17 protein-coding genes are annotated in these 16,097 nt (G+C 28.5%); 12 read left to right on the top strand and 5 right to left on the bottom strand.

Features of this window, described 5'->3' with window-relative positions; translation table 11 throughout:
• Position 1: 1 nt before the first annotated feature.
• From dapF to QM495_RS04970, 4 genes are all read left to right on the top strand, one after another.
• Positions 2-781: a diaminopimelate epimerase gene (dapF, locus tag QM495_RS04985; protein ID WP_408671011.1), complete on the top strand. Its 780-nt coding sequence runs from the start codon at positions 2-4 to the stop codon at positions 779-781.
• Entirely contained in the window at positions 781-1,302 is a 522-nt protein-coding gene (locus QM495_RS04980; protein WP_408671010.1) for a GNAT family N-acetyltransferase, read from the top strand. Before dapF ends, QM495_RS04980 begins: the two co-directional genes overlap by 1 nt.
• A gap of 2 nt (positions 1,303-1,304) precedes the next feature.
• Complete coding sequence (gene mltG, locus QM495_RS04975) at positions 1,305-2,339, top strand: endolytic transglycosylase MltG (RefSeq protein WP_408671009.1); 1,035 nt, start codon at positions 1,305-1,307, stop codon at positions 2,337-2,339.
• A gap of 205 nt (positions 2,340-2,544) precedes the next feature.
• A complete protein-coding gene (locus tag QM495_RS04970) occupies positions 2,545-3,168 on the top strand; it encodes a peptidoglycan-binding protein LysM (RefSeq protein WP_408671008.1) in 624 nt (207 codons plus the stop codon).
• A gap of 52 nt (positions 3,169-3,220) precedes the next feature.
• Here QM495_RS04970 and QM495_RS04965 read toward each other — a convergent pair whose 3' ends face one another.
• Genes QM495_RS04965 through dnaA form a run of 3 tightly spaced genes read right to left on the bottom strand, consistent with a single transcriptional unit; the run spans position 3,221 to position 5,828 of the window.
• A complete protein-coding gene (locus QM495_RS04965) occupies positions 3,221-3,937 on the bottom strand; it encodes an SAM-dependent methyltransferase (protein ID WP_408671007.1) in 717 nt (238 codons plus the stop codon).
• The gene (locus tag QM495_RS04960) at positions 3,930-4,391 is read right to left on the bottom strand and encodes a low molecular weight protein-tyrosine-phosphatase (protein WP_408671006.1); all 462 of its coding nucleotides are present in this window, start codon (positions 4,389-4,391) and stop codon (positions 3,930-3,932) included. The genes QM495_RS04965 and QM495_RS04960 overlap by 8 nt, the downstream gene beginning before the upstream one ends.
• A gap of 9 nt (positions 4,392-4,400) precedes the next feature.
• The gene (dnaA, locus tag QM495_RS04955; protein WP_408671005.1) at positions 4,401-5,828 is read right to left on the bottom strand and encodes a chromosomal replication initiator protein DnaA; all 1,428 of its coding nucleotides are present in this window, start codon (positions 5,826-5,828) and stop codon (positions 4,401-4,403) included.
• Between the two features lie 166 nt (positions 5,829-5,994).
• Between dnaA and QM495_RS04950 the strand changes: the two genes are divergently transcribed.
• The gene (locus tag QM495_RS04950) at positions 5,995-6,402 is read left to right on the top strand and encodes an acyl-CoA thioesterase (RefSeq protein ID WP_408671004.1); all 408 of its coding nucleotides are present in this window, start codon (positions 5,995-5,997) and stop codon (positions 6,400-6,402) included.
• Here QM495_RS04950 and QM495_RS04945 read toward each other — a convergent pair.
• Positions 6,392-6,958 carry an IMPACT family protein gene (locus QM495_RS04945; protein ID WP_408671003.1) on the bottom strand — a complete coding sequence of 189 codons (567 nt, stop codon included), beginning with the start codon at positions 6,956-6,958 and terminating at the stop codon, positions 6,392-6,394. The genes QM495_RS04950 and QM495_RS04945 overlap by 11 nt on opposite strands.
• 139 nt (positions 6,959-7,097) lie before the next feature.
• On the opposite strand from QM495_RS04945, the gene QM495_RS04940 reads away from it, so the two are divergent.
• The gene (locus tag QM495_RS04940; protein ID WP_408671002.1) at positions 7,098-8,150 is read left to right on the top strand and encodes an isoaspartyl peptidase/L-asparaginase family protein; all 1,053 of its coding nucleotides are present in this window, start codon (positions 7,098-7,100) and stop codon (positions 8,148-8,150) included.
• A 3-nt stretch (positions 8,151-8,153) separates the two neighbouring features.
• Here QM495_RS04940 and ribD read toward each other — a convergent pair whose 3' ends face one another.
• Positions 8,154-9,194 carry a bifunctional diaminohydroxyphosphoribosylaminopyrimidine deaminase/5-amino-6-(5-phosphoribosylamino)uracil reductase RibD gene (gene ribD, locus QM495_RS04935; RefSeq protein WP_408671001.1) on the bottom strand — a complete coding sequence of 347 codons (1,041 nt, stop codon included), beginning with the start codon at positions 9,192-9,194 and terminating at the stop codon, positions 8,154-8,156.
• A 22-nt stretch (positions 9,195-9,216) separates the two neighbouring features.
• Between ribD and QM495_RS04930 the strand changes: the two genes are divergently transcribed.
• The 6 genes from QM495_RS04930 to QM495_RS04905 all read left to right on the top strand — a co-directional run bounded on the left by QM495_RS04930 (position 9,217) and on the right by QM495_RS04905 (position 16,049).
• A complete protein-coding gene (locus QM495_RS04930) occupies positions 9,217-9,708 on the top strand; it encodes a GNAT family N-acetyltransferase (protein WP_408671000.1) in 492 nt (163 codons plus the stop codon).
• The gene (prmC, locus tag QM495_RS04925; protein ID WP_408670999.1) at positions 9,708-10,556 is read left to right on the top strand and encodes a peptide chain release factor N(5)-glutamine methyltransferase; all 849 of its coding nucleotides are present in this window, start codon (positions 9,708-9,710) and stop codon (positions 10,554-10,556) included. Before QM495_RS04930 ends, prmC begins: the two co-directional genes overlap by 1 nt.
• A gap of 37 nt (positions 10,557-10,593) precedes the next feature.
• Positions 10,594-11,907 carry a DEAD/DEAH box helicase gene (locus QM495_RS04920; RefSeq protein WP_408670998.1) on the top strand — a complete coding sequence of 438 codons (1,314 nt, stop codon included), beginning with the start codon at positions 10,594-10,596 and terminating at the stop codon, positions 11,905-11,907.
• Positions 11,908-11,926: 19 nt separating this feature from the next.
• Complete coding sequence (gene trmD / locus QM495_RS04915; protein ID WP_408670997.1) at positions 11,927-12,604, top strand: tRNA (guanosine(37)-N1)-methyltransferase TrmD; 678 nt, start codon at positions 11,927-11,929, stop codon at positions 12,602-12,604.
• Positions 12,605-12,691: 87 nt separating this feature from the next.
• Positions 12,692-13,042 carry a 50S ribosomal protein L19 gene (rplS, locus tag QM495_RS04910; protein ID WP_408670996.1) on the top strand — a complete coding sequence of 117 codons (351 nt, stop codon included), beginning with the start codon at positions 12,692-12,694 and terminating at the stop codon, positions 13,040-13,042.
• A 781-nt stretch (positions 13,043-13,823) separates the two neighbouring features.
• Positions 13,824-16,049 (top strand): NADP-dependent isocitrate dehydrogenase, encoded by a 2,226-nt coding sequence (locus QM495_RS04905; protein ID WP_408670995.1) that lies wholly within the window; start codon positions 13,824-13,826, stop codon positions 16,047-16,049.
• Positions 16,050-16,097: the final 48 nt, after the last annotated feature.

The raw sequence follows: 16,097 nt of genomic DNA, 5'->3' as shown, positions 1-16,097 counted from the left end.
AATGAATCTACATTTTTACAAATATCAGGGAACTGGAAACGATTTTATTATGATTGATAATAGAAACTTAGCATTTCCCGTAAGCAACATACGTTTAATTAAAAATTTATGTGACAGACGTTTTGGAATTGGTGCCGACGGATTAATTTTGTTAGAAAACTCTGAAGAAGTAGATTTTAAAATGAAATATTTTAATGCAGATGGAAATGAAGGTAGTATGTGTGGAAATGGAGGAAGATGCATTGTTGCATTTGCAAATAAGCTTAACATTATAAAAAACAGCACTTCATTTAACGCAATTGATGGTTTACATTATGCTACTATAAACCAAAGTATTGTTAACCTAAAAATGGCTGATGTTACTAAAATTGAAGTTTTTAAAAACCATTTATTTTTGAATACAGGTTCCCCACATCATGTTACTTTTTGCGATACCATTGAGAATTTAAATGTTAAAAAGTTAGGTTCAAAAATTAGAAATGGATCACCATACTTTGATGAAGGAACAAATGTTAATTTTGTAGAACAAGTTTCAAGTAATTCATTTAACGTAAGAACTTATGAGCGAGGTGTTGAAGATGAAACTTTAGCTTGCGGAACTGGAGTTACAGCAGTTGCAATAGCAGCAAATAAAATTAATAAAACTTCAAAGAACTCCATAAAACTTAATGTTTTAGGAGGTCAATTAGAAGTTTCATTTAACATAGAAGAAGGCACTTATAAAAATGTATTTTTAAAAGGTCCTACTCAACTTATTTTTGAAGGAAAAATAACAATTTAATGGCAACTTTACTTGGTAAAAATATAAACTTACGAGCTTTAGAACCTACGGATTTAGAGTTCTTATTCGCTACTGAAAACAATGAGTCTTTTTGGGAAATTAGCAGTACACAAACACCTTTTTCTAAGTATATTCTAGAAAAATATATTGAAAATTCACATCAAGATATCTATGAAGCCAAACAATATAGATTTGTTATTTGTAACGCAAAAAACACCCCTGTTGGAATGATTGATTTGTTCGATTTTAACCCACAACATAAACGTGTTGGATTGGGTATTTTGTTAACTTCTACAAACCAACATAAAGGTTATGGCACTGAAGCCCTAGGGTTGATTATAGATTACGCATTTACTTTTTTAAATGTACATCAACTTTTTGCAAATATTACAGCAGATAATTTAAACAGCATTGCACTTTTTGAAAAATTCAATTTTATAAAATCTGGAATAAAAAAAGATTGGGTTTACTCAAATTCTAGTTTTAAAGATGAAATTTCATACCAATTAATTAAAAAATAAACATGAATATAAAAAAATTATTTTTATTAATTTTTGGATTACTAATAGCAATTGGAAGTACTTTAGCTTACAACTATTATAACAAAATTTACAACCCAAACACTACCAGAGAAGGTTTTATATATATTCCAACAAATAGTAATTTTAAAGATGTTCAAAACTTAGTTCGTCCTTTTCTAAAAAGAGTTAAAACGTTTAACTGGGTAGCAATTAAGAAAAACTACCCTAATACAATTAAATCAGGTAAATACCACATTTCAACAGGTTTAAACAATAATGAACTTGTTAATTTATTACGAAGTGGAAAACAAACAACTGTTAACTTATCATTTAACAACCAAGATACCTTCGAAAAATTAGCTGGCAGAATCTCTATACAAATTGAACCGGACTCAATAACAATTTTAAAAGCTTTAACCGATTTAAATTTTATTGAAGAAGCCGGATTTAAAAATAACACCGCCATTGGAATGTATATTCCAAATACTTATGAGTTTTATTGGAATACCTCTGCAATTGAATTTAGAACTAAAATGCTTAATGAATACCACAAGTTTTGGAATTCAACTAGAAAAGAACAAGCAAAGAAATTAAATTTATCAATAAATGAGGTTATTACTCTTGCTTCAATTGTTCAAAAAGAAACCACCAATAAAAATGAACGACCAATGGTTGCAAGACTATATATAAATAGGCTTAATGATAAATGGCCATTACAAGCTGATCCTACGATTATTTTTGCTTTAAAAAAAGAGTTAGGAAATGAAACCATAATTAAGCGAGTTTTAACAAAAGACTTAGAAATTAATTCACCTTATAATACTTATAAAAATAATGGCTTACCACCAGGCCCAATTGCAATGCCTGATATCTCTTCTATTAATGCCGTTCTTAACCCAGCAACTCATAATTATTATTACATGTGTGCTAGTATCACCTCAATTGGGAAACACGAATTTGCTAAAACATTGTCACAACACAATAAAAATGCTGTTAAGTATCAAAAATGGCTAAATAAACAAGGGGTAAACAGATAAATAATAATAGAGAATTCACTTAAATAATTTAACATCTACATTAAACCATCAGAATTGAGATGAATATTTCATTTTTATTAACAAAAGCCCTGAATTGTTAACAATTTGTTAATTTATAAAATATTATTAGTAAATTAACATTTATATAAAAATATACATTACATTTGCACCCGGAAATTTAAAAGGTAATTAAAACCTTTAAATCATGAAAAAAGTAATAATATTTTTTGGTTTATTAATTTTAGGAACTGTAATTTCTAGTTTTTCTAAAGATAAAAAGACCGACAACAATTCCACTTTCCTAAGTAGAGGAATTAGCATAGTACTCACAGAAGATGAAAGTTTCTCTAAAAATCCAACACACAACATTCCATTTGTTGGTAATTCATTTAATGGATTTAAGGAAGCAGTAGCCTTTAAAGAATCTCAAGGAAACTATCATATAGTTAATACACTTGGTTACTTAGGAAAATATCAATTTGGAAAATCGACCTTAAAAAGGTTTAACATTTATAACTCTCAACTATTTTTAGAATCACCCGAATTACAAGAAAAAGCTTTTATAGCACTTTGCTCTGTTAATAAATGGATTTTAAGAAAAGATATTAAAAGAAGTGTTGGGGAAAAAATAAACGGTATTAAAATTACTGAATCTGGTATTATTGCAGCTGCGCATTTAGCAGGCGCTGGAAATGTAAAAAAATACCTAAGAAGTAATGGAGAAAATAAATTTATAGATGCTTATGGATCATCTATTCAACATTACTTAAAACAGTTTTCAGGGTATGACACTTCATTTATTGAAGCTAACAAAAAACCTGTTATATAATTTGAATTACATTGGTTAAATAAAAAAAGCATCAACAATTGTTGATGCTTTTTTATTCTTTATGAATTATAAATATTGTTGGTCTTTTATGCAAATCTGGCTTTTCAAATTTCCAATCCTTAATTTCTAAAGTCTTAATATACTCAGATTGAAGTGTAATATCACAAGCTACACAAAGCTTAGCTGTTGGAGTTAACGTGCTTTTTAAATCAGTTAACATTTTCTCATTTCTAAAAGGAGTTTCAATAAATATTTGAGATTGATTTTTTTCTTTAGACAATCGTTCTAAATTTTTAATTGCTGCTTTTCTTTCAGATGAGTTAATAGGCAAATAACCATTAAATGCAAAATTTTGCCCATTAAAACCTGAAGCCATCATAGCTAAAATAATTGATGAAGGACCAACTAATGGAGTTACTCTAATTCCCTTTTCATGAGCTAACTTTACAATTTCCGCACCTGGATCAGCAATTGCAGGCACACCAGCTTCAGAAAGCAACCCTACTGAAATTCCTGTTGAGCAAACATCTAAATAGGTTCTTACTTCTAATTGATCAGCATATTTATCTAATTTCAATATTTTTAATGAAGGTTGTGATTTTCTTGGTGCAATTTGTTTTATAAATCTACGAGCCGTTTTTTCATTTTCAACAATAAAATAATCTAATTCTTCAATAACTTTTTTAACCGACAAAGGAAGCACCTCTAATGGCTCATTATCACCCAAAGTTGTTGGTATTAAATACAATTTTCCAATTTCATTATCCATTCGAATTAATTTTTTTTGCTATAATATCACAAGCTTCATCCAACATATTATAAACATTTTTAAACCCAAAACTACCACCGTAATACGGATCAGGAATATCTAAATTTTCGTTGGGGAAAATTTCATTTAAAATAAGCTTTACTTTAGACTTGTCATCTTCATTTCTAGCCAAAGCAATAACATTTTCATAATTAGAATTATCCATCACATAAATTAGGTCGAATTTATCAAAATCTTCAATTAAAAATTTTCGTGCAGATTGACCTGTAATATCAATATTTTTTTTTTTTGCAATACTAATTGACCTTTTATCAGGCTTTTCACCCTTATGATACTCTCCTGTTCCTGCAGAATCAACTATTGTTTTAAAACCAAAAACTTTAGATTTTAAAATTCCTTCCGCTAATGGAGAACGGCAAATATTACCGAGACAAACCATTAATATCTTAGTCATTAAAATAAATTAAAAAGTAAGTTTCTTTGTAATATCATCCACATACTTTCTAAATTGCTTATCTGTTTCTGTTAAATTATCAACAGTTTTACAAGCATGAAGTACTGTCGCATGGTCTCTTTTCCCAATTTGAGAACCAATACTTGCTAAAGAAGCTTTAGTCATTCTTTTAGCAAAAAACATTGCTAATTGACGCGCTTGAACAATATGTCTTTTACGTGTTTTAGATTGCAAAGTAGCCACATCCAATTCAAAATAGTTTGAAACAATTTTTTGAATATAATCTATAGATACTTCACGTTTGGTATTTTTAACAAATTTATCTACAATTTGTTTAGTTAAAGATAAGGTAAATTCTTTCCTGTTAAATGACGCTTGCGCAATCATAGAAATTAATACACCTTCTAACTCTCTTACATTTGATTTTATATGTTTCGCAATATATTCAACTATTTCATCAGGCATCTCAACACCATCTCTGTATAGTTTATTTTGCAAAATTGAAACTCTAGTCTCATAATCTGGCACTTGGAGCTCAGCTGATAACCCCCACTTAAATCTTGAAAGTAAGCGTTGTTCTATGTCTTGCATATCAACAGGCGCTTTATCGGATGTTAATATTACCTGTTTACCATTTTGATGCAATTGATTAAAAATATGGAAGAAAACATCTTGCGTTCCTGTTTTTCCTGATAAAAATTGAACATCATCAACTATTAATACATCAATCATTGAATAAAAATGAATAAAATCATTTCTAGTATTTCCTTTAACAGAATCTATATACTGTTGTGTGAATTTTTCAGATGAAATATATAAAACAGTTTTATCGGGGTATTTGTCTTTAATTTGAACACCAATTGCGTGTGCTATGTGAGTTTTTCCCAAACCAACTCCACCATAAATTAATAGTGGGTTAAATGAAGTTCCTCCAGGTTTGTTAGCTACAGCCATACCTGCTGAACGTGCCAACCTATTAGAATCTCCTTCAATAAAATTATCAAAATTATAATTTGGATTTAGTTGAGATTCAATTTTAACCTTTTGAATTCCAGGAATAATAAATGGGTTTTTTAATTCTCGCTTATTAAAATCTAATGGTACAGTAACTCCTTGCGGATTTATTGGATTTCTATTTGAGCTTGGAATTTTTACAGTATGCTGACTATTACTACTGTAATTATTTTCCATTCTTACATCATAAATCAATTTTGCATCTTCCCCCAATTGCTTTACTAAAGCAACTCTTAATAACTTAATATAATGTTCTTCTAACCATTCATAAAAAAATTTACTAGGTACTTGAATAGTTAATGCTTCACCAGAAAGTTTAATTGGTTTAATTGGTTCAAACCAAGTTTTGTAAGCTTGTTGTTTTATGTTATCTTCAATAAAAGATAAACATTCCCCCCAAACTGATGATGCAGTTTTAATCATTTTATTTTATTATAGTATTTTGAGTTAATTTTTGCCGATAAAATTGAAAACCCCTTCAGCAATTTTGGCTATACAAAAATGTGAATAAATTTTAGTATAAAAAAATAAAATATCTATTGATTATTAACTTTTTTTTACGTATCATAAAAAACTTTAAAAAAAACAAATGATTTCAAATACAATTCAATTTAGGGTACGTTACGGAGAAACAGATCAAATGAGCTTCGCATACCACGGAAACTATGCCCAGTACTTTGAAATGGGACGTATTGAATGGCTCCGAAAATTAGGTATTTCTTATAAGAAAATGGAAGAAACAGGTATTATGTTACCTGTAATTAGTCTAAATACAAATTACTTAAAACCTGCTAAATACGATGACCTTTTAACTCTTAAAACTACTTTAGTTAATAAACCTCTTGTTAAAATAAAATTTAAGTTTGAAATTCACAATGAAAATAATGAACTTTTAACTACTGCAAACGTAACTTTAGCATTTATTAATTCAATAACAAAAAAACCTATAAGAGCTCCTGAATACTTGTTTAAAAAGTTAGAAGAAACTATACAATAAGTTCTTTTATTTTTAAACAACGTAAATTTATAAACTGTTGTTCAACTTTAGCTACATTTTTTTTTCGAACTGAAATTAAATATTCACAATTTAAATTCATTGTTTGTTTTTCAATGTTAAGTTTATTTTCTTTAATAATTCGCATTACCTTATTCATATCCTTGTAATCAAAAATTACTTGAAAATTAACATTCACTGTCTTTTTAACAATTATAGCTTCTTCTAATATTAATTTTGCAGTAGTTTTATAAGCGTTTATTAAACCTCCAACACCTAATTTAGTTCCTCCAAAATAACGAACTACCACAATTAAAACATTTGTAATTTCTTTTGAAAGTATTTGACCATAAATAGGCTGACCCGCAGAGTTATTAGGCTCTCCATCATCATTAGCTCTATATTTAATATCTTCAACACCTAATTGCCAAGCATAACACCAATGCCTTGCAGCGTGATGTTTTTTCTTTAAATATTCAATTCTTAACTTTACTTCACTTTCTTCAGAAATAGGAAATACATAACCAATAAATTTACTTCCTTTATCTTTAAACAACACATCACCAGCTGCTATTTCAATCGTGTTATATGTATCTTTTTCTAAAATAATCTTATTATTTGGATTACAAATATATTAAATCCTATTCTTAAAAATTTCAAATTAAATTGAATATATTTGAGTAACTAAATTTTACCTTATGAATAAATTAATTTACTTATTACTTTCTACATTCATACTCATTTCCTGTAATGTTGAATCTTCAAAAAATAAAAAAATAAAAGTTCGTGAACCAAATTCGTTTGCAATTGTAATTCATGGAGGAGCAGGTGGCATAAAAAGAGAATATTTTAATAGCGAACAACAAGAAGCTTATGCTCATAAATTAGAAGAAGCCCTAAATGCAGGTTATGCAATTTTAGAAAAAGGCGGTGTTTCACTTGATGCAATTCAAGCTGCAATTAACATTATGGAAGATTCTCCATTATTCAACGCTGGAAAAGGAGCTGTTTACAATAGTGAAGGAAACCAAGAAATGGATGCTGCAATTATGGATGGAAAAACTTTAAATTCAGGTGCAGTTGCTGGAGTAAACCATATAAAGAATCCTATTTTAGCTGCACGTGTAGTTATGGATAGTTCTAAACATGTGATGCTATCTGGAAAAGGTGCTGAAATTATGGCTAAAAGTTATGGAATTGAAATGGTTGATAGTAGTTACTTTTTTACTAAAAAAAGATTGAACCAATTAAGAAAAATTCAAGGAAAAGAAAAATTAAAACTTAACCATACTGCTTTTCTTATTAAAAATGAACTAATTGACGATCATAAATACGGAACTGTAGGAGCGGTAGCCATTGATAAAAATGGAAATATTGCTGCAGGAACTTCAACAGGGGGAATGACTAACAAAAAATATGGAAGAATTGGTGATGTCCCAATTATTGGAGCTGGAACTTATGCTAATAATTTAACCTGTGGAATTTCAGCAACCGGAACAGGTGAATATTTTATTAGAACAGTGGCAACTCATGAAGTTTCAAGTTTAATTTTGTATAAAGGTTTAACACCAACAGAAGCTTTACATGAAGTATTATTTAATCAAATTGAACCTCTTGGCGGTGAAGGTGGTATGATTTTAATAGATAAAAATGGAAATGTATCTTGGGATTTTAACTCCACTGGAATGTTTAGAGGATATAAAAAATCGAATGGCGAATTAAAAATTGAAATGTTTGAAAAAACTGAATAACTTTTAGTTTTTATAAACTTTTAAAGTATCAGTTGAAATTTTCTTAATTTCAATTGGTGCTTTTTTTATTTGAGGTGATTTTAAACCACCTTTAAATAAAGTATTCCCTACAAATACATAAGCTTCATCCCATAAGTTCTCATTGATAAAACTTTGTAACGTTTTTGCTCCTCCCTCAATAATTACCGATTGTATTTCGTATTTGTATAAAATATCACAAATTTGTTTTATTATATTTTTTTCAAAATTAATTACTTCAAAATATAATTTTTTTAAATTTAATGAAGGTTTTTCAGTTAAAATTACAGTTAATTCACTATTATCTAGCAGGTTATAATTTTTAGGCAATTTTAAAATTTTATCAATCACAATTCTAACTGGATTATTCCCTGTCCAACTTCTAATTGTTAAACTTGGATTATCATTTAATGCTGTAGTTGTTCCAACTAAAATTGCTTGTTCAGAAGCTCTCATTTTATGAACTAATTGTTGAGAATACATATTTGAAATCCAATTAGGTGAATTTTCAGAATTTTCATCTCTCTTCTTATCCATAAAACCATCAGTAGTTTCAGCCCATTTTAAAATAATAAAGGGTCTTTTTTTAGTATGAAATGTAAAAAATCGCTTATTTAATTCAAAACATTCATTTTCTAAAACACCAACAACCACATTACATCCATTAGTTTTTAAATATTCAACTCCTCTTCCACTCACAATACTATTTGAGTCTATAACACCTATAACTACATTCTTTATTCTACTAGCAACAATTAAATTTGAACAAGGTGGCGTTTTACCAAAATGTGAACAAGGCTCTAAACTTACATAAATAGTTGCATTTTTTAATTGTGATTTATCTTTTACCGAATTAATTGCATGAACTTCAGCGTGTGGCTCTCCAGCTTTTTGATGCCATCCTTCACCAATAATTACATTATTTAAAACAATAACGCTACCAACCATAGGATTTGGGTACGTTTTCCCCAAACCATTTTTAGCTAATTCAATGCAACGTTTTATATATTTTTCGTGTATATTCACATCGTAAAAATAACACATTAAAATGATTCACAACAATTTTAAAATAAGAGAAATAAAACTTGAAGATAACCCTAAAATAGCACAAACTATTCGCGCTATTTTAATAGAATTTGGAGTACCAAAAGTTGGAACGGCTTATGCAGATAAAATATTAGATACTTTATACGAAGCATATTTACCTAAAAAAGCTATTTATTATGTAATAGAAAAAGATGGTGAAATTTTTGGAGGAGCTGGCATAAAACAATTAGATAATTATAAAGGTAATATTTGTGAACTTCAAAAAATGTATTTCTTACCAGAAGCTAGAGGAATTGGCTTAGGAAGTAAAATGATAGACATTTGCCTTCAAAAAGCGAAAGAATTTGGTTTTAAAAAATGTTATTTAGAAACCTTACCCTATATGAAAGATGCTCGTAAATTATATAAAAAAGTAGGGTTCAAAGTCTTAGACGAAAGAATTGGTGACACTTGCCATTATTCCTGTAATGTTTGGATGTTAAAAGACTTGTAATGCTTGTTCAACAATTTAAAAAACAGTTTATTTCTGAATTATCTAGCACATATCCTGAGACAGAAATCCAATCGTTTTTCAATATATTAATCGAATTTAAATTAAATTTATCAAGAGTTGAATTAGCACTTCAACCAACATTAGAATTTAATGAAATTGATTATCCCTATTTTCAAAATGCACTTTCACTTTTAAAAAAAAATAAACCCATACAATATATCATCGGTAAAACTGAGTTTTACGGATTGACTTTTAACGTGAATCAACATGTTTTAATTCCAAGACCAGAAACTGAAGAGTTAGTTGATTGGATAATTAAAGATTTCAAAAACGTACCAAATATTAAAATTTTAGACATTGGTACTGGAAGTGGCTGTATTGCAATTTCACTAGCCAAAAATTTACTAAATGCCGAACTATTTGCCTTAGATGTCTCTTCGGAAGCTTTAAAAACTGCAAAGGAAAATGCTAAAAGTAATAGTGTGTCAGTACATTTTATTGAAGAAAACATTTTAACAGCAGTTAAATTATCAAATACATTTGATATTATTATCTCTAATCCACCTTATGTACGCGAATTAGAAAAAGAGCAAATGCAAGAAAATGTATTAGCAAACGAACCACACTTAGCATTATTTGTTAAAAATGAAAATCCATTGCTATTCTACAATAAAATTGCAGACTTGGCCAAATCACACTTAAATCCAAATGGGAATTTATATTTTGAAATTAACCAATATTTAGGAAAAGAAACAGTGAATCTTTTAAAATCAAAAGGATTCAAAAATATTGAACTTAAAAAAGATATTTTCAATGTAGATAGAATGCTAAAAGCAACTACGATTTAAAAAAATAAATTCGATTTATTTAAGATATCTTTGCTGAATGACACTAAACAAAAAAAATCAGGAAGAAATTCTAACTAAATTAGGCATTGAAAAGTTAAATAAAATGCAAGAAGAAGCCCAAAAAGCAATTTTATTTAATCCTGAAATCATTTTATTATCACCTACAGGAACAGGTAAAACATTAGCTTTTTTATTGCCAATAATTGCCAATCTAAATTCAAAAATTAAAGACATACAAGTTTTAATTCTTGTTCCATCTAGAGAACTTGCTATTCAAATAGAACAAGTTATTAGAGAAATGGGAAGTGGTTACAAAGCTATTGCAGTTTATGGTGGAAGATCTGGTTCAAAAGATAAAATAGAATTGAAACATCCGCCAACCATTTTAATTGGAACTCCTGGCAGAATTGCTGACCATATCAATAGAAAAATAATTAACATTCAACAAATTAAAACATTGGTATTGGATGAATTTGATAAATCATTAGAGATTGGTTTTGAAGATGAAATGAAAGATATTTTAAAAAATCTAACTGCTATTCAGAAAAAAATACTAACCTCTGCAACTCAAAAGGTAAAAATACCTTCTTTTATGGAGCTTAAAAATCCAAAAAGATTAAATTATTTAAGCAAAAAAGAAACAAACTTAAAACTTCAAACCGTTGTTTCACCGAAAGAAGATAAATTAGATTCTTTAGAAAAAATATTGGGAGTTAACAGTAAAGGAAGCGGAATTATTTTTTGTAATTTCAAAACAAGTATTCAAATTGTAAGTGATTTTCTTCATAAAAACAGCATAAATCATGGTTGTTTTTCAGGAGATTTAGAGCAACTAGACAGGGAACGAGCTTTGATAAAATTTAGAAACGGAACACATAAAATATTAATTGCTACAGATTTAGCCGCAAGAGGCATAGATATTCCCGAAATGGATTTTATTATTCATTATGAACTACCTACCCGACCTGATGAATTTATTCATAGAAACGGAAGAACTGCACGTATGAATAGCAACGGAACAGCTTATATTTTAAAATATGAAAATGAAGAATTGCCCATTTTTATTAAAAATTCGGAAGAAATAAAAATTGAATCAATTAAAAAACTTACCAATAGCAATTGGACAACACTTCATATTTCAGGAGGAAGAAAAGATAAAATTTCAAAAGGAGATATTGCTGGATTATTTTTTAAACAAGGAAATATAAAAAAAGATGAATTAGGTGTTATTGAATTAAAGCAAGATTGCGCCTATGTAGGAGTGAAAAATTTAAACCTAGATTCATTGATTTCTAAAATAAACAATAGCAAACTAAAAAAGAAAAAAGTTAGAATTAGCATTTTAAAATAACAACAATTAACTTTGCAATATGCGAATTGATATCATAACAGTTTCACCAGAATTAATTAAAAGTCCATTTGAATTTTCAATAATTAAACGTGCTATTGATAAAAATTTAGTAGAAATTCACTTTCATGATTTAAGAAAATATGCATTAAATAATTATGGGAAAATTGATGATTATCAATTTGGAGGAGGTGCAGGAATGGTTTTAATGATTGAACCAATAGATAAATGTATTTCTAAATTAAAAACTGAAAGAGATTATGACGAAGTAATTTATATGACACCAGATGCACCAACGCTAAATCAACAAACTGCAAATACTTTATCTTTAAACAAAAACATGATTATACTTTGCGGTCATTACAAAGGTGTAGATCAAAGAGTTAGAGAGTTATTTATTACTAAAGAGATTTCAATAGGTGATTATGTTTTAAGTGGCGGTGAATTAGGAGCTGCCGTACTTTGCGATTCAATTATACGACTAATTCCAGGTGTTTTAGGTGATGAAACTTCAGCACTAACTGACTCCTTTCAAGACGATTTACTTTCGCCGCCAGTTTATACTAGACCTGCTGAATATAAAAAACTTAAGGTTCCAGAAATATTACTATCAGGTAATTTTCCAAAAATTGAAGAATGGAGAAATACACAAGCATTTGAACGCACAAAAAAAATTAGACCTGACTTGTTGGAAGACTAATATTTTTTACTAAATTTGCATTCTCAAAATTAACCTCTGACGAAAATCGTGAATGTTGATTATTGATAAACCCATTAAAAGTTAACAATGGAAAATTTAGTAAAATTTATACAAGACGAATTTGTAACTAAAAAAGAATTTCCTCAATTTCAATCAGGGGATACTATAACAGTTTATTACGAAATTAGAGAAGGTGAAAAAACACGTACACAGCACTTTAGAGGCACTGTAATTCAACGTAGAGGATCAGGTGCATCAGAAACTTTCACTATTAGAAAAATGTCTGGAACAGTTGGTGTAGAACGTATTTTTCCTGTAAATTTACCTGCAATTCAAAAAATTGAAGTAAATAAACATGGTAAAGTTCGTAGAGCACGTATTTTCTACTTTAGAGGATTAACTGGTAAAAAAGCCAGAATTACTGAGAAAAGAAGATAAGAAACTCTCATATAATAATATTAAAACCCGTTTTGAAATTCAAAACGGGTTTTTTTGTTGTTAACAAATGTTAATAAACTAAGTTTATATCTTGTTAAAAACTAAGCAGTTATAAATTTGGAAAATAGAAAATTCTGTCATTAATTTACAAAAGAATTAATAGAGAGGGTTAAGGTAAAATTGATAAATGCAAATTTTGAAGTTGAACTAAAATACTCAAAGTGAAATTCTAAATGTTCTTGAACATCGTTTTTAATACTAAGCTTTAAGTAGTAAATGTGCCCAAGTATTTAGCATGAATAAATGGAAACATAGTTTTAAAAACAAAAATTTAAAATAAATGCTTCAAAGCAAGTGGTTTTAATAGACTGCAACAAAGTTTTGAGATTTATTTTAAACGAAACAACTATTTAATAAGAAGTTGATTTTGTAAGAAAGCAACAAGTTACAGCAAAAGTTTTAATTGTGGGTGATCTTTAACGAGAATAGCAAAAGCAATTAAAAAATAGCTGAAGACTTATTAAAAAACGGTTTCAGCAAAAAGCCATGATAATGAGAAATCATTATGATGGCTTTTGTTATTACAACACATTATTGTTCCCATAAATTAACACCTGTTTTTTTGAGTTAATAATAAAACGTACCTCCTATTTATAACGTTTTCACAATCAATTTTATCATCAATATTTAGTATATTTGTTTAGCCGAAAAAACAAATAATTTTGAACATAATAATTACTGTTATTTTGGCTAATTATAGTTTAAAAACAAACAAAATATTATGAGTAACACACCTAAAATTATTTATACAAAAACAGATGAAGCTCCAGCTTTAGCAACTTATTCTTTGTTACCAATTATTGAAGCTTATACAAAATCTTCAGGTATTGAAATAACTACTAAAGATATTTCTTTGGTTTCAAGAATTTTAGCTTTATTTCCTGAATTATTAACTCCAGAACAACAAGTAGTAGATGCACTTGCAGAACTTGGAAAATTAACGCAATTACCAGAAGCAAATATTATTAAATTACCAAATATCTCTGCTTCTGTTCCTCAATTAATTGCTGCAATTAAAGAATTACAAGCCTTAGGTTATGCAATTCCTAATTATATAGAAAACCCAAAAACTGAAGAAGAAAAAGAAATTCAAAAAAAATACAACAGTGTAAAAGGTTCAGCAGTAAATCCAATATTACGCGAAGGAAACTCCGATAGAAGAGCTCCTAAAGCAGTAAAGAATTACGCTAAAAAGAATCCACATTCTATGGGTGCTTGGTCCTCTAATTCAAAAACACATGTTGCTACAATGAAAACAGGCGATTTTTTTCATAATGAAAAATCTATAACTGTAGATAAAGCCTGTGATGTAAAAGTTAAATTTTTTGATAAAAATGGTTCTTCAACTGTTTTAAAAGAAAAAACAACGCTTTTAGATGGTGAAATTATTGATGCAACTGTATTAAATAAAAAAGCTTTAATTAGTTTCCTTGAAGAACAAATTAAAGATGCAAAAGCTAAAAATGTTTTGTTTTCAATTCATATGAAAGCTACTATGATGAAAGTATCTGATCCAATTATTTTTGGACATGCTGTAACTGTATTTTTTAAAGATATTTTCAAAAAATATAGTGATTTAATTAAAGAATTGGGAGTTGATGTAAATAATGGGTTTGGAGATTTTGTTAAAAAAATTCAAAACTTACCTGAATCTCAAAAATTAGCAATTGAAGCTGATATCAAGTCATGTTTAGAAAACAACCCTGCAATTGCAATGGTAAATTCAGACAAGGGAATTACGAACCTTCATGTACCTAGTGATGTAATTATTGATGCTTCTATGCCAGCTATGATTCGTACTTCTGGACAAATGTGGAATGCAGAAGGAAAACTTGAAGATACTAAAGCTATAATACCAGATAGTACCTATGCAAGTATTTATGAAGCTACAATTGATTTTTGTAAAAAGAATGGTGCTTTTGATCCTACAACAATGGGTACAACTCCCAACGTTGGTTTAATGGCTCAAAAAGCTGAAGAATATGGTTCACATGATAAAACTTTTGAAATACAAGGAGATGGAGTTGTAAAAGTTGTAGATGATGATGGTGTAACATTAATGGAACACACTGTTGAAAAAGGAGATATTTGGAGAATGTGCCAAGTAAAAGATGCTCCCGTTCAAGATTGGATTAAACTTGCTGTTAAAAGAGCTAGAGCAACAAACATTCCAGCAATATTTTGGTTAGATAAAAATAGAGCTCACGATGCTCAAATTATTGAGAAAATAAATACATATCTACCAAATTATGATACAACAGGTTTAGATATTCAAATTATGCCTCCAAAAGAAGCAACAATATATACTCTAAAAAGAGTTAAAGCAGGTTTAGATACAATTTCTGTAACTGGAAATATATTACGTGATTATTTAACCGATTTATTCCCAATTCTAGAATTAGGTACTAGTTCAAAAATGCTCTCAATTGTTCCTTTAATGAAAGGTGGTGGTTTATTTGAAACCGGAGCAGGTGGTTCTGCACCAAAACACTTGCAACAATTTTTAAAAGAAGGTCACTTAAGATGGGATTCTTTAGGTGAATTTTTAGCATTAGCCGTTTCACTAGAACATTTGGGTGAAAATTATAATATTCCTAAAGCTTTAATTCTTGGAGAAACTTTAGACGAAGCAACTGATAAATTTTTAGACAACAGAAAGTCGCCTTCACGCAAGGTAAATGAATTAGATAATAGAGGTAGTCACTTTTATTTAGCAATGTATTGGGCACAAGCTTTAGCCGCACAAAATAAGGATGCTGAATTAAAAAAACAATTTACACCTATTGCCGCTAAACTTGCAGAAAATGAAGGAACTATTATTAAAGAATTAAATAAAGCTCAAGGTGAATCTATAAATATTGGAGGTTATTATTATTTTAATGATGATTTAACTCAAAAAGCAATGAGACCTAGCTCAACTTTAAATGGTATTATTTCTTCTATCTAAAATAAATTTTTAATTTAAATTTTAAAAAAGCAAGAATTTAAATTCTTG

This window comes from Lutibacter sp., from assembly GCF_046055765.1.
Lineage (GTDB): Bacteria > Bacteroidota > Bacteroidia > Flavobacteriales > Flavobacteriaceae > Lutibacter.
This window is presented reverse-complemented; position numbering and strand designations above follow the sequence as displayed.